A 13287-nucleotide genomic window follows, 5' to 3' on the forward strand; every position below is an offset into this window, starting at 1 on the left:
TGCGCAAGCGCGGCATCACCCACCGCATCGCACGCAAGGGCATCGAATCTTCCACGCGACCGGGCCGCCACCGCTGGACGATCGAGCGCACCATGGCCTGGCTCGCCGGCTGCCGTCGGCTCCACCGTCGCTACGAGCGCAAGGCTGAACACTTCCTGGCCTTCACCGCTATCGCCTGCACCCTCATTTGCTACCGCCGACTCGCCAAATGAGACGACGTCTAAGGCTGCCCGGTCGAGTCGTCATGCAGTGCGGCCAAGGCCGCGACGGTTCCCTCTGGCTTCGCGCAGGCAACACATGGCTGCGCATAGAGGCATGAACACCCCGGGCAACATCTTGGCGGTCCAACTGCGGGGCCATCGCAGAACGCCGGGGGTTAAAGAGCAAGCTAACCGGCTTCTGGCTCGGTGCACGCGAAGTCGTACGGGGCCCAGTCGGCTACGCGGCGGTACCCGAGGCGCTGGTAGAGGGCGTTGCTGGTGGGGTTGCCCGCGTCCGTGAACAGCACGACCTCCTTGGCGCCCGAGGCCAGCGCGGCCCGGCTCACCTCGGCGGTCACCGCGGCCGCGTAGCCGCGGCCGCGCAGGTGGGCCGGGGTATAGACGGGGTCTACCCGAACCATTCCGGCAACCATCGGGTTCACGCCCGCCATGGAGACGGGCGTGCCGTCCGGGGTCTCCCAGAAGATGTAGCTCTTCTCGGCGAAGCGGGTGTCGGCCCAGGAGGCAGCGTCGATGGTGACGCTCTCCCCAAGGTCCGCGGCGAGTTCACGGCACCAACGCATGAGGTGCTCATGGTCCTGCCTGCCCACGATCCGGCCGCGGCCCTCCGGGGGCGGCTCGGCCGAGGTGAGTGTGCCGAGACGGTACAGGTGCATCCGGACGCGGAGCATGGCCGTCGCGTCGGTGTGCTTCTGCCAGGCTTCGGCAAAGGCGGTGGCGGTGTCGTGGTCCGCGGTGACGCCGGTGAGGATGTGGCCGAGGCCAGTCAATTGGGCGGCAAGGGCGTCGGCCCGCTCGGGGGAAAGGGGGGTGAGGGTCAGACGGCGGGTCGGAGGGCGGTAGAAGATCGCCTGGGTCTCGCCCTCCGACTCCAGCCGGCCGAAGAGGACGGTTCCAGGGGTGAACGCGCCCGGGCGGGTCCGCCACTTCTCGATCACTGTGAGTGGCGTGTTGTGCAGGGCGGGGCGCGAGCGGAGGAAGTCTCCGGCCCGCGCGAGAAAGTCGTCGATGTCGTTGGTGAGGTGCCAGGCATCCGAGCGCATGCTGCATGCTCCCGCATGCACTCGACTCCGGGGAGCTGATACACGAAGACAAGTCTCCGTCCTGCCTCATAGTCGCTGCCAATCACCCCTGATTACATAGGAGTTGTCCTTGTCCGCTGGCTGGTGTTGGGACTCCTGCGGGTCAGACGTCGGGTCATCATGGTGATGAGTGCCCAGTTCGGTTGGGCTTCGGAGTGCTGCGGGAGGCGTTCGTAGTCGTGCGTCGCGGCGGGCGCGTAACTCCGGCTCCAGTCTCACTCGCCTCGCACATCAGAATCCGGATCCGCACCGAATGTGTCAGCGGTATGCCGGTGACCTGTTGAACAGCACTTCGATCTACGTTGGTACGTCGTGGGTGCAGATAACATGTGGTCGACGTCGAGCGACGACGCCGAGGTGATCCATACCTGGTCGTACTCCGACCACCACCGCCCGCCCGTCAGCGCGCACCTCAACCCGATCTCCGGCGCCTCCAGCGCCTCAGCGAGGATCACCTCCCTGCGGGTGTCACAACCGTCCGTGGCGTTGAGGCCCTTGTTCCAGTGCTTGAACTGCTCCCGGCTGTAACCGGCCCGCGGCCCTTCCGGGGCCTCCTCAATCCAGGCCAGCGTCTGGAAGAGCGGCACATCCGTCCCCGCGAGCGGGGCGGCTTCCTTCGGGGTTGCGGCAGTTGGACCGGCCGCGGCAGGCCCGCCAGCTGGTCGCGCACCGACGGGGACCGCGGTCGCGGGACCGGCCAGTGGGACAACGGACCGGGCGAGCGCGGGCAGAGCGCGCAGCAGGCTCTTGATCACCCCCCGGGTGTAACGGGACCGGACAGCAACTCGCAGGAGGACCGACCGGACCCTCACCCGGGTGGGCGGCAGCTTTCACCGCAGAAACGATCAGCCCTTCACGTGAGCGGCTCGTCAGAGCCGAACGCGGCGGCGAGTTGCTTGCCCCAGGACGGATGGTGGTGCACGACGTAGGCGGCGCCGGCCGCGAGCAGCGCCACCACGACGACCAGGAGCAGCGCACGGAGGGGCCCGGGTCGTCATGGCGATGCCCGGGCCCGTGCTGGCGTGAGCTGATGTTCCACTTCGGGGCGAGGCCGTCAGAAACACCAAAGGAGCCGGTACCGCCGCGCGGTACCGGCTCTCGGCGGTCTCGCGGTGCAACGCAAGGCCGGGTGGTCCCTGTTCACTCTTCGGTTCGAGTCAGCAGCAATCAGGGCAGGGCCCGCCCCTGTCGGTGCAAGCCCAGATGCGCGGATCGTGACTCAAGCACTACTGACCTTGCTGGCGTGATGTCGTCAAGGTGAGGCCGGTTCCAGCGAGACATCCATCGACGAGGTTGCTGTGGTACTGGATCTCGCGGAGGCCCTGCCGAAGGGCGCGCATCAAATGGTCGGGGTCCGTGAAAGCGGTGTTGGCCTGGCTGCTGCGACGCAGCAGTGACCAGATGCCCTCGACGGGGTTGAGGTCAGGTGCGTAGGCCGGCAGGAAGTAGCAGGTGATCCAGCCATGGGTGTCGATGAACTCCCGCAGCCGACGGTCTTTGTGCACGTTCAAGTTGTCCCAGATGAGCACAATCGGTCCGCCGAGCTGCTGGTGGGCGGCGGTCAGCAGCTCGCGGTAATCGGTCCAGGTGAAGCTGCGTCTGCCACCCCGTTTGTGGTCGACGTGCCGCTTGGGCCGGTAGATCAGGCGTGAGCGTTCGCCCTGCTTGCAGCAGGCCAGAGCGGCGATGGACAAGCGGCGCTGGGAGCGTCCCCGCACCGGGATGATGGGTGTGTGGCCGCGTCTGGCCCAGGTGCGGGCGGTGGGCGGCGTCATCGAGAAGCCGGCTTCGTCTTCGAAGCAGAGCCAGGCCCCGAGCGCCGCCACGGCGTTTCCACCTGGGGCCAGGTCTCCTTCACCCAGCCGGTGACGGCTTCCTCGTCGCGCTCGGTCGCGCGGCGGGCCGGGACCTGGTGGCTGAAGCCGTGCCGGTGCAGCATCTGGGCAATAGCCGACAGCGTCATACTCTTGTGGAACCGGCGCCCGATCAGCGTCCTGATCCGCGCCAGCGTCCAGGTCTGGTCCGGCCGGCCGTGCGCGACCGGCCCCTTGGCCGGCTCCTGCTCGAGCACCGCAAACAGCGTCTCACTCAGCTTGGGCCTGGACGCCGGCCCCTTCGACTCCAGGGCTGACGTTCCGCCGTGCTCCCATGCCTGGTGCCATCGCTGTACCGATCGCACGCTGACACGTAACTGCCTGGCGACGGCGGCATTGTCGTGTCCCAGGGCGAATAACTCGGCCGCCTGCATCCGGATGTCCTCGCGAAACACCCGTCGCTCCGCGGTCAGCCCGCCCCCTTGCGGATACCTCATATGACCGGCCTACTGCGACAACCAACGCTTGTCAGCCCCCGCGACATCACGCCAGCAAGGTCAGTAATCGGCGGGCGCGTTCACGGACCTGGCAGCGCAGGAGTTCATGGATGACCTGGTCGGTTCCGTCGTCCCGCCAGGCGGCGAAGTAGTAGTAGGTCGCGCTCTTCTGCGGCAGGTCGTGCGGGAGATAGGCCCACTGGCAGCCGGTCCGCCCCTGATAGAGGATCGCGTTCACGATCTCCCGCATGTCGTAGGCGCCCTGGTGGCCGCTGACCGAGCGGTGCCGGTCCTTCCACGCGGTGATCACCGGCTCGATCAACGACCACTGCTCGTCCGATAAGTCACTCGGATACGGCTTGCGTTCACTCACCCGAACACATCACCAGACCATCAAGCGCGGACCGGCAGATTCCGCCCCGCCGCCACACCATCAGGCGACAGCAGAGCCACTCAAAGACTCACAAACCGCCCACTAAGGCGTCACGGTCAGGCGCAGGCGGGTGCGGGACGGCGCCGACGGGGGCAGCGCGGCGATGACCTCGGCGAGGGAGGTCGCGGCGAGGCTGCGCCGCCAGGCCTCGTGGGCTTCGGCCATCTTCTCGGCGAGGATGCAGGGGTTCTGGCACTCCTCGGCGGGCAGAGCTCCTCGTCCCTGCTGGCGGATTTCGCGGCACTCGTACGGCGAGGACGCACCGTCGACTGCCTCGACGATCTGCAGGAGCGTGATCTCGGACGCAGGCCGGGCCAGCCGGAACCCGCCGCGCGGGCCCGTCGTTGCGGCCAGCACGCCAGCCTTGACCAGCGCCTGCAGCTGCTTGGCGAGATAGGCCGCCGGCAGGTCGAAGTGCTGGGCGAGCTGTGCCGCCGACGCGGTGGTCCCTGCCTCGAGCTGCGCCAGCGACGTGGCGCAGTGCAACAGCCATTCCGTACTCACAGGCAGCTTCATAACCCTGATCTTATCCAAGATATTGCGGATCTATTTAGTCCGAGATAGCGTCCGGTGGCAGCACGAGAGACAGAGGAGAGACACCATGCGGACCATGCGAATCGCCGTTGCCGGAGCGACCGGGAACATCGGGGCCCTCACCGTCGCCGCCCTGGAACAGGCCGGACACCACGTCGTGCGCATCAGCCGCTCACTCGGCGTGGACCTGACCACCGGCGACGGCCTCGACGACGCCCTGACCGGCGTCGAGGCCGTCGTGGACGCCACGAACTGCACGGCGACCGACCGGGACGAAGCGGTGGCGTACTTCGGCACCATCACCCGGAACCTGCTCACCGCCGAGAAACGGGCCGGTGTCCGCCACCACGTGCTGCTCTCTATCGTCGGCGTCGACCGCGTCGAAGGTAACGCGCACTACGCCGGCAAGCGCGAGCAGGAGCGCCTTGTGACTGAAGGTCCGGCGCAGTGGACGATCGTTCCGGCCGCCCAGTTCCACGACTTCGCCGCGATGGTGACGAGCTGGACTGAGCAGGACGGCGCCGCCACCATCGCGCCACTGCTCGTCCAACCGATCGCACCCGCGGACGTGGCCGACATCCTCGCCGAGATCGCCATGGGCGCACCGCAGGGGCGTTACCGCGAGGTCGCCGGTCCCGAGCCGCAGGACCTGGTGGACATGGCCCGGCGCACCAACGACGCGCGCGGCCGCGCGGTCAAGCTCGTGCCGACGTGGTCATCGCTGTTTGGCCCGGCGATGGCCGGTAACGTACTGCTACCCCGTGCGGGCGCCCGCATCGCGCCGACCACCTTCGACGAGTGGCTCGCACAGCAGCAATAGCGTCTCCCCACCACAGCACCCTGCGCTGCTGCCATCGCGGTAGGTGGTAAGGCGGCAGAGCCTGAAAGACAGCTGGGCTGTCGGTGAAGGTGCGGCGTCGTCGACGGCGTCCGGCCATGATGGCAGTGCGGGCACAGGTCTCCCCGATGATCACAGAGCGTCGCAACTCCGTGATCACGGAACCTGTGCCTGTCCTATCTACCTGCTGGTCCCTGACAGCCGCCTGTCTGCGCGACCTCTTATGGCGGCGTCGGTTCTGGCAGTTGCACCCCGACGCGGTCTTCGTCTCGGTCAGGACGGGGACTGGCCGTGGTCGACGGGTGCCGAGTGTGCACGGCGCAGAAACCGTTGACGCGGGCCCGTCCGAGGTGGAGGAACCTCTTACCCGCATGCGGAGCTTGGTCACAGTCGGGGTCCTCTACCGGGTGTGTTCGTCGCCCTCGCGGTAGAGGACCAGATGCTCGTGGAAGAGAACACCGTCGCGGACGTCACCGGTGGCGGTGAAGCCGGTGTCGTCGGCGTAGTCGATGTGGTCGCCGGTGACGGTGTAGCTGCCGGTGTAGGCGCTGCGGCGGTTGCCGCGGGCCTCGTCGTAGCGGCCGTTGGGCAGCAGTTCCTGGCGGATGAAGCCGTCGGCGGTCACCCACATTCCGACGTACGGGTGCGGGTCGCGGGGCGTGTCGTTGCTGGTCATGGCTCTACGATCGCCCCGGCGGCCGGTGCCAACCAGGCCGCCGTCTCCCCAGGTGAGAGCTTCCTGGGTGCCGCGCGCCCAGCATCGCGAGCGATGGGGCCCTTCATGTCGTGCAGCAGCGAAGCGGGCCGTTCGGGACGTTCCCCATGGACCTCCGTTGTACGCGCGGGACGGATCGTGGGTGCCCGACACCTAGGGACACCGCGGCCTGGTTCCGGGCCCACCGCACGACGAATCTGGTGGCCAGGCAGCCGCCGTAGCTGCCGAACACTCGCCTCGGACCTGCATCGGCGCTGATTTCGCGCAGTGGGTCACCGATGAGGCGACTCCACTGAGGAGCGTGCAATGAGCACCACCGACACCGCCACTGACACCGACATCATGAGCTGGAACCCCACGGCCATCTGCGAGATCCTCTCGAACGACGAGGGGCGTCCCGTCCTGTTCACCAACGCCCGGATCCTGACCATGGACCCGCTGATCGGGACCATGACCGGCGCCGACCTCCTGTTCGTCGGCTCGTTGACCGTGGGGGTCGGCCCCGCCATCGTCACTGCCGCTCAGGACGACAACGCCATCGTCGTCGACTGCACCGGCATGACCATCGCCCCTGCCGTCGTGGACACCGTGGCGCTGGCCGGCGGCCGTGGCCGCCGCTCGGAGTACGTCGCGACGCTGACCCCGGGCAACGCCCCCGACTTCCTGGTGGTGCCCGACGAACTCGCCGCCGACGTGCCGAGCGCCGTGGCCACCCTCCTGACCCGGCCGGAGCAGGTCCGCGCACTCGTCGCGGCCGGCCGGCCCGTCCTGTGGGCCGGCACCGACGTCTCCGGCCGGGCCACTGCGCCCGAAGCGGGCATCCCGGCCGCCGAGGACCTGACCGGCAGCCCGCGCGTCGGCGTCTGGATCGACAGGAACGACTTCCTGCACCAGGAGCTCACCGTCGACGGCCGCTACGACGAGACCCGGGGCGGGCGCCCGCACGCCTACCAGGGCCGGTACTGGGTCGACGGCAACCGGATCGACTACCTGGACGACCTCGGCTTCTGGGCCTATGGAGAGTTCCAGGGCGACGAGCTGCACCACGCGGGCTATGTCATGAAGCTCGGCTGACCTTCCCGCCGACCGGCGCACGCACACTCTCGACCCTGGGTGCGCGACACCTGGGGAATTCGCGGCCTGGTTGCCGTGACGGGCGCGGCCGAGGCTGGTGTTCGAGCAGCCCGGCCGCCCCCGGCGCCCCACTCTCAGCCCTCTCCAGCGAACGGCCCGTTCCTCCGGGCCCTGTCCCCCGTACGGAAAGAAGACCTCTCATGAACGCCAACGACACCACCAGCGCCGCCGTCCTCGAAGAGCTCCGGCGTCGGCCCGCCGACCGTCGGCGCATCCTGTTCACCGGCGCGACCGTCGTCACCATGGACCCTGCCCTCGGCGTCATCGACCGCGGTGACCTCCTCGTCGAGGGCGACACGATCACCGCCGTCGGCCGCGACCTCGACGCCGATGACGCGGTGGTCGTGGACGCCACCGGCACGATCCTCTCCCCCGGCTACGTCGACACCCACCGGCACGCCTGGGAGGCCCAGCTGCGCCGGATCATGCCGGACGTCGACGACCTCGGCGGCTACGTCATGGCCACCCTGGCGGGCTACGCCACGGTCTACCGGCCCCAGGACATGTACATCGGTACCCGGCTGGCCGCGCTGACCGCGATCGACAGCGGCATCACGACCATGCTCGACTTCTCCCACAACTCCCGCACTCGCGAACACTCCGACGCCGCCATCGAAGCCCTCCGCGACACCGGCATCCGCGGCGTGCACGCCTCCATGGGCCCGCACTTCGGCGACTGGGACCGGCAGTGGCCCGGCGACCTGACCCGCCTCAAGGACCAGTACTTCAGCAGCGACGACCAGCTGCTCACCCTGCGCCTGGCGACCCTGGCCACCGACGAGATCGCCGGACCGGCGCTCGCCTACGGCCCCGAACTCGCCCGCGCCGCGAAGGAGCTGGGCATCGGGGTGAGCGTGGACGCCGTCTTCGGCACGTCCGGCTCCGAGGCGGTCCTGCGCTGGGCCAAGGACGGCATCCTCAGCCCCGATGTCACCCTCATCCACTCCACAGGCCTGACCTCCGAGGCATGGAAGGCCATGGGAGAGACCGGCACCACGGTCGCCCTCGCCCCGACCTCCGACGCGCAGATCGGCCTGGAGACCGCCATCCCCGCCGTCGACGAAGCCCTCGCTGTGGGCATCCGCCCCGGACTGAGCATCGACGTCGAAGTCGCCCTGGCCAGCGACATGTTCACGCAGATGCGGGCTCTGCACGCCATTCAGCGGATGCGCGCGGTCAACGCCGCGTACGGAACCGACCGGCAGCCCTCCCGCATCACCACCAACGACGTCCTCGACTTCGCCACCCTCCAGGGCGCCCGTACCAACGGCCTGTCCGGGGTCACCGGCTCGCTCACCCCGGGCAAGAAGGCCGACCTGCTGGTCGTCCAGGCCGAGGACCTCAACAACATGCCGCTCAACGACCCGATCGGCACCCTCGTGCTGGGCTCCGACGCCCGCAACATCAGCGCCGTCCTCATCAACGGCGAGCCCCGCAAATGGAACGGGCAGGTCCTCGACGTCGACCTGGCCGCCCTGCGCGACGAGGTGCACACCTCGCGCGAGTACGTGCTGAACACTCCGGCTGGCTGAACAGCCCGGCTGCCTGGGCGACCCCGCCGCCCGGGACAGTCCCCTTCATCGTCCCCGGCCGCTTCTCCCCCTCACCTGCGGCCGGGGGCACTCACCCACCGAATCCCGGTGGTGTCATCGGCCGGTCGTGCCGCGCGTGGACACGCGGGGCGGCGACCGGCCGCCCCTTCTGGAGTTCCCATGTCCCACCCCACTCCCACCACCTCCCCCCGGCACACGGCAGCCGCGCCCAGCACCCCGGACCAGCCGCCCTCCTGGGCGCCCGCTGTGTCGACCATCGCACTGCTGACCGCGCTGGGCGTCCTGATGGTCGGCCAGATGTACACCGTCCTGGCCCTGCTGCACCCCATGGCCACCGCGCTCGGCACCACCTCAGGACAGGCCACCTGGACGGCGACGGCGTTCGGCTTCGCCTACGCCGCCGGATTCCTCCTCGCCGGTCCCCTCTCCGACCGCTACGGATCGCGCGCCGTGATCACCGCCGGGCTCGTGGCCGCCACCGCAGCCACCCTGGCGGTCGGCGCCGCGCCCGACCTCACCTGGGCCGTCGCCCTGCGGATCGTGCAGGGACTGACCGCCGGGACCTTCGCGCCCTCCGCGCTCTCCTACGTCGTCCGCCACCTCGCACCCCAGCGCCGCGGCACCGCGCTGACCTGCATCACCAGCGGCATGCTCGCCGCCGCCGTCATCATGCAGATCGGCGCCCAGGCCGTCGCGGCCGGCCTCGGCTGGCGCGCGGTCTTCTGGATTGGCGCCGCCCTCATGGCCCTGAGCCTGATACCGGTGCGCCGCGTCCTGCAACCCACCCTCCGCCGCGGCTCCGGCGGCGGGCTGCGCCAGGCGTTCGCGGCGATGCCGCAGTTGCTCGGCCAGCCACGCCTGGTCGCCCTCTACCTGTCGACCGTGGCCCTGATGGCCTCCTTCGTCGCCGTCTACACAGCGGTCGCCATCGCCGGACCGCCCGGCATCGCCGGGAACTCTTCCGCGATCCTCGCCCTGCGGGCCAGCGCGCTGCCGGCCCTGGTCGCCGTCCCCGTGCTCGCCCCCGTGCTCCAGCGCCTGGCCGCGCCCCTGCGCTCGGTCCTCGCCTTCGCACTGGCCGCCCTCGCCGTCGCGGCCGGCTCCTTCCTCGGCGGCCACACCGTGGCACTGGCCATCGCCCTGCTGCTGTTCGTGGCCGCCCTCGCGGCAGCGGCGCCCGCCGTCGTGGAGACCATCAACGCGGGCGCCGCGCACGCACGCGGCGCGGCCGTCGCCCTCTATGGCTGCAGCATGTTCATCGGCGCCAGCCTGGGCCCGCAGCTCACCGGTGCGCTGACCGGCCTGGGCTTCGCCGGCATCCTGCGCGTCGTCGCCGCCACGCTCGCGCTGGGCGTCCTGCTGGCCCTGCCCGCGCTCCGCAACCGGCACACGGGTTAACCGAGGTACGCGACCCACACATCCCTACACACACCGCCCGACGGCAGGAGGAGCAGAGCGATGAGCATCAACAACAGCGCGAAGGACCGGCAGGAGCGCTTCGACCACGGCATGGCCGTACTGTCGAGCATCGACGGCGAGAGCGGAGAGAAAGTCATCGACTCGCTGGCCGACATCTCCCCCGAGCTGGGACACCAGGTCGTTGCCTGGGCGTTCGGCGAGATGTACAGCCGCCCGCAACTGGCCCCGAGAGACCGCCAACTGGTCACCCTGGGCATGCTGACCGCCCTCGGCGGCTGCGAGCCGCAGCTCGACGTCCACATCAACGCGGCCCTCAACGTCGGCCTGACGCCCGATGAGATCGTCGAGGCGCTGCTGCACGCCGCCGTCTACTGCGGCATGCCCAAGGCCCTCAACGCCACCTTCGTCGCCAAGAGGGTCTTCACCGATCGAGGACTGCTGCCCGGCGACCTCGGTCAGTAAGGGGGTCTCTCTCGGGAGTACTCGTACGGCGCCCTCAACTGAGGGACGCCGTACCACCGCCCCTCAGCAAGGCGACGCCGCCGTGTTCATCACGGCGGCGTCGTCGTTCCTCTTGCGTTCCTCGGGCCGACGCCGCGGAACGCGGCCCTACGAGCAGTGCCGTGGTGAGTGCCCTGCCAGAGGCAGCGCAGCGGTTCGGGGCTCTTGAGGCGCAAGGTCGGGACCAGTTCACAGACCTGCGTGCGGCCGGCCGTATCGACGTGGCTCTCGGCGACGCGAGGTCGTGACGCTGTCGGGAGAGTTGCCGACCGACATCGACGCGGCCGCCATTCTGACGGCGTCTGGCCGGTCGGCGTGCGGAAGACGCCCTGGCGGCGATGGCTGCCCGACGTGATCGCCGACGCGATGACGACATCCACCGTCTACTCGTCCGTCAACGTGTCATGGCGGGGGAGGAACAGCGTTCGGCTGTTCCTCCCCCGCCATGATGGGACGGACTTCAGATGGCCTGGGCGGTCGGCATAATGGTGATCTCGGTGAGGTTGACGTGGCGCGGGACGGCGGCCATGAAGGCGACGGTTTCCGCGATGTCGGCGGACTGCAGACAGTCGATGTCGTGGATGAGGTCGGCCATCAGCTTGGAGGCGTCGGGGTCGGTGACGTGGTCAGGGAGTTCGGTGTCGACCATGCCGGGTTCGAGGGTGGCCACACGGACCATCTTGGGGCCGAGTTCGACGCGCAGCAGCCGGGTGAGGTGGCTGATGTACGCCTTGGTGCCCGAGTAGATGGAGAACTTCGCCAGGATGCGGGTGGCCGCGATCGACGAGGTGTTGATCAGGTCCGCGGGCCTGCCCTGGGCGGCGGAGTCCGTCAGGTGGGGCAGGAACGCGGCGATGACGTTCATCAGACCGCTGATGTTGAGGTCGATCTGGCGCTGCCAGTCATCGACCTTCAACTCCTCGATGCCGGAGATGAGCTGGACACCGGCGTTGTTGAACACCAGGTCGGCCTTGCCGAAGCGTTCGGCGACCTGGTCGGCGGCACTCTGGACGGCGGCGCGGTCGGTGACGTCGACGGCCAGGGCGAGCGCGGTGCCGCCGGCGGCCTCGATGTTCTTGACCAGGCTGTCGAGGCGCTCCTTGCGCCGGGCCAGCACGACCACGGTGGCGCCGAGTTCGGCGAGGCGCTCGGCGGTGACGGCACCCATGCCGCTGGAGGCGCCGGAGACGACAGCGACACGGCCAGAGAGGGGAGTGCCGGTGAGCAGAGCAGCAGACATCACGAGACCTCAATCTTTGATCGGGGGGAGAGTGGAGCGGTGGTGCGGTGCCCGGCCGGGTTGCTTGAGGGCTGCGGCCGCCCGAGTGCGATGGCGCCCGCGCGGTGCGTCAGACGGCGTCGTCGTGCGCGGTGGCTGCGGACTTCTCCCGCCAGGGGGCGAGGTCGTCCTGCACCTGCTGGTACTTGACGTTGAGCCGCTCCAGGGTGTCGCGCCCGAGGTAGAGATGCGTGGGGAGCTTCTCGGCGGATGCGACCTCGACGATAAGGGCGGCGCCCTTGACGGGGTCGCCGAGCTGGGCGTGGTTGGCCTTGCCGATCCAGTCCAGCGTCACGTGGGCGGGGGTGTCGTCGTAGTCGGTGATGCGGTTCGCGGCCACCGAGAGAGAGCTGGCGTCGAGGAAGTCGGTGCGGAAGACGCCCGGTTCGACGACCGTCGACTGGATCCCGAACGGGGCCATCTCGACGGAGAGTGCCTCGCTGATTCCGGCGACAGCGAACTTCGACGCGCAGTACAGGCTGACGCCGGGCTCGCCCTCGAAGCCCGAGCGGGAGCCGATGTGCACGAGTTTGCCCGAGCCCTGCTTGCGCATGACGGGCAGCACGGCGCGGGTGACGTTGATCAGGCCGAAGACGTTGAGGTCGAACAGCGACCGGGCCTCCGCATCCGTGATCTCCTCCAGCGCGCCGAGCAGGCCGCGGCCAGCGTTGTTGACGAGGACGTCGATGCCGCCGAACCGCTCCACGGCGGCGTCGACGGCCTGCGGGATGGTGTCGTTGTCGGTGACGTCCAGAGCGACCGCGAAGACTCGGTCGGAGTTCTTCAGATCGTCCGGCACACGCTCCGGGTTCCGTACGGCGACCACGACGTCGTTTCCGCCTGCCAGTGCGGCGCGGGCGATTTCCGCACCGATTCCACGGGAAGCGCCGGTGACAAACCACGTAGCCATAAGAAAAACCTCTTTCGTCGTATCCCCTTTTCGGGGACTTCCTGTTGACGAATTCGAGTCTGCCCGTCGGCTACGGTGCTATGAAGGCTGCGCTTTTCCTGGGAGTCCCACACCTAGGAGGGCTAGACGTACGTCCGGCGAAGTACCGCAGGGTAAGCGGTGAGGTCCGGTGGGCCGAGGTCGGCAGACGCAGCGGGATGCGGGCCTTACGGCGGCGAACCGCGCACCTTGGCGCGCCAATGCCGGAGCCTGCCGACTCCGCGCGCTGCGGGCCGGGAGCCCGGAAGCAGGGTCAGCCGGTGACACGGCCGTGAAAACGCGCGGCAGCCGACTTTCGGTCCGCTGACATCCGGCGAC

Annotated in this window: 13 protein-coding genes and 2 pseudogenes; 6 read left to right on the forward strand and 9 right to left on the reverse strand. The window is 69.2% G+C overall.

What is annotated here, in order from left to right:
• On the forward strand, positions 1–212 hold a 212-nt coding region (locus ACFPIH_RS41980; protein WP_381183240.1), incomplete at its 5' end, for a transposase.
• Positions 213–388: 176 nt separating this feature from the next.
• On the opposite strand, the gene ACFPIH_RS41985 is transcribed toward ACFPIH_RS41980, so the two are convergent.
• The 6 genes and pseudogenes from ACFPIH_RS41985 to ACFPIH_RS42015 form a co-directional block, all read right to left on the reverse strand.
• The gene (locus tag ACFPIH_RS41985; protein ID WP_381183242.1) at positions 389–1264 is read right to left on the reverse strand and encodes a GNAT family N-acetyltransferase; all 876 of its coding nucleotides are present in this window, start codon (positions 1262–1264) and stop codon (positions 389–391) included.
• Positions 1265–1392: 128 nt separating this feature from the next.
• Positions 1393–1482 (reverse strand): annotated as a pseudogene (locus ACFPIH_RS41990) (IS5 family transposase); the annotation flags it as partial.
• A gap of 36 nt (positions 1483–1518) precedes the next feature.
• On the reverse strand, positions 1519–2058 hold the full coding sequence (locus ACFPIH_RS41995) for a hypothetical protein (protein ID WP_381183244.1): 540 nt from the start codon (positions 2056–2058) through the stop codon (positions 1519–1521).
• 471 nt (positions 2059–2529) lie between these two features.
• Positions 2530–3614 (reverse strand): IS630 family transposase gene (locus ACFPIH_RS56540; protein ID WP_465270391.1). Its coding sequence is split into 2 segments (ribosomal slippage): positions 2530–3089 and positions 3089–3614, totalling 1086 coding nucleotides; the frame shifts between segments, so codons are not numbered across the junction.
• Between the two features lie 64 nt (positions 3615–3678).
• Positions 3679–3987 (reverse strand): annotated as a pseudogene (locus tag ACFPIH_RS42010) (transposase); the annotation flags it as partial.
• Between the two features lie 102 nt (positions 3988–4089).
• The gene (locus tag ACFPIH_RS42015; RefSeq protein WP_381183248.1) at positions 4090–4563 is read right to left on the reverse strand and encodes an RrF2 family transcriptional regulator; all 474 of its coding nucleotides are present in this window, start codon (positions 4561–4563) and stop codon (positions 4090–4092) included.
• 85 nt (positions 4564–4648) lie between these two features.
• Between ACFPIH_RS42015 and ACFPIH_RS42020 the strand changes: the two genes are divergently transcribed.
• Positions 4649–5401, forward strand: coding sequence for an SDR family oxidoreductase (locus tag ACFPIH_RS42020; protein WP_381183250.1), 753 nt, complete (start codon positions 4649–4651; stop codon positions 5399–5401).
• A 418-nt stretch (positions 5402–5819) separates the two neighbouring features.
• On the opposite strand, the gene ACFPIH_RS42025 is transcribed toward ACFPIH_RS42020, so the two are convergent.
• Entirely contained in the window at positions 5820–6095 is a 276-nt protein-coding gene (locus ACFPIH_RS42025; RefSeq protein WP_381183252.1) for an Atu4866 domain-containing protein, read from the reverse strand.
• 345 nt (positions 6096–6440) lie between these two features.
• Here ACFPIH_RS42025 and ACFPIH_RS42030 point away from each other — a divergent pair, with 345 nt between their 5' ends.
• From ACFPIH_RS42030 to ACFPIH_RS42045, 4 genes are all read left to right on the forward strand, one after another.
• Complete coding sequence (locus tag ACFPIH_RS42030) at positions 6441–7208, forward strand: Atu4866 domain-containing protein (RefSeq protein ID WP_381183253.1); 768 nt, start codon at positions 6441–6443, stop codon at positions 7206–7208.
• 200 nt (positions 7209–7408) lie between these two features.
• Complete coding sequence (locus tag ACFPIH_RS42035) at positions 7409–8800, forward strand: amidohydrolase family protein (RefSeq protein ID WP_381183255.1); 1392 nt, start codon at positions 7409–7411, stop codon at positions 8798–8800.
• A gap of 180 nt (positions 8801–8980) precedes the next feature.
• On the forward strand, positions 8981–10219 hold the full coding sequence (locus ACFPIH_RS42040) for an MFS transporter (protein ID WP_381183257.1): 1239 nt from the start codon (positions 8981–8983) through the stop codon (positions 10217–10219).
• A 60-nt stretch (positions 10220–10279) separates the two neighbouring features.
• Positions 10280–10702, forward strand: coding sequence for a carboxymuconolactone decarboxylase family protein (locus ACFPIH_RS42045; RefSeq protein WP_381183258.1), 423 nt, complete (start codon positions 10280–10282; stop codon positions 10700–10702).
• Positions 10703–11201: 499 nt separating this feature from the next.
• Here the strand turns inward: ACFPIH_RS42045 and ACFPIH_RS42050 are convergent, their stop codons facing one another.
• A complete protein-coding gene (locus tag ACFPIH_RS42050) occupies positions 11202–11984 on the reverse strand; it encodes an SDR family oxidoreductase (RefSeq protein ID WP_381183260.1) in 783 nt (260 codons plus the stop codon).
• A gap of 106 nt (positions 11985–12090) precedes the next feature.
• A complete protein-coding gene (locus tag ACFPIH_RS42055; RefSeq protein WP_381183262.1) occupies positions 12091–12930 on the reverse strand; it encodes an SDR family NAD(P)-dependent oxidoreductase in 840 nt (279 codons plus the stop codon).
• Positions 12931–13287 lie beyond the last annotated feature (357 nt).

The organism is Streptomyces vulcanius, assembly GCF_042653945.1.
GTDB lineage: Bacteria > Actinomycetota > Actinomycetes > Streptomycetales > Streptomycetaceae > Streptomyces > Streptomyces mangrovi.

Excerpts from the sequence above, each read along its gene's own strand:
- ACFPIH_RS42035 (WP_381183255.1), top strand. The coding sequence starts at position 7,409 with ATGAACGCCAACGACACCACCAGCGCCGCCGTCCTCGAAGAGCTCCGG.
- ACFPIH_RS42025 (WP_381183252.1), bottom strand. The coding sequence starts at position 6,095 with ATGACCAGCAACGACACGCCCCGCGACCCGCACCCGTACGTCGGAATG.
- ACFPIH_RS42015 (WP_381183248.1), bottom strand. The coding sequence starts at position 4,563 with ATGAAGCTGCCTGTGAGTACGGAATGGCTGTTGCACTGCGCCACGTCG.
- ACFPIH_RS42020 (WP_381183250.1), top strand. The coding sequence starts at position 4,649 with ATGCGGACCATGCGAATCGCCGTTGCCGGAGCGACCGGGAACATCGGG.
- ACFPIH_RS42045 (WP_381183258.1), top strand. The coding sequence starts at position 10,280 with ATGAGCATCAACAACAGCGCGAAGGACCGGCAGGAGCGCTTCGACCAC.
- ACFPIH_RS42040 (WP_381183257.1), top strand. The coding sequence starts at position 8,981 with ATGTCCCACCCCACTCCCACCACCTCCCCCCGGCACACGGCAGCCGCG.
- ACFPIH_RS42030 (WP_381183253.1), top strand. The coding sequence starts at position 6,441 with ATGAGCACCACCGACACCGCCACTGACACCGACATCATGAGCTGGAAC.
- ACFPIH_RS42055 (WP_381183262.1), bottom strand. The coding sequence starts at position 12,930 with ATGGCTACGTGGTTTGTCACCGGCGCTTCCCGTGGAATCGGTGCGGAA.
- ACFPIH_RS41985 (WP_381183242.1), bottom strand. The coding sequence starts at position 1,264 with ATGCGCTCGGATGCCTGGCACCTCACCAACGACATCGACGACTTTCTC.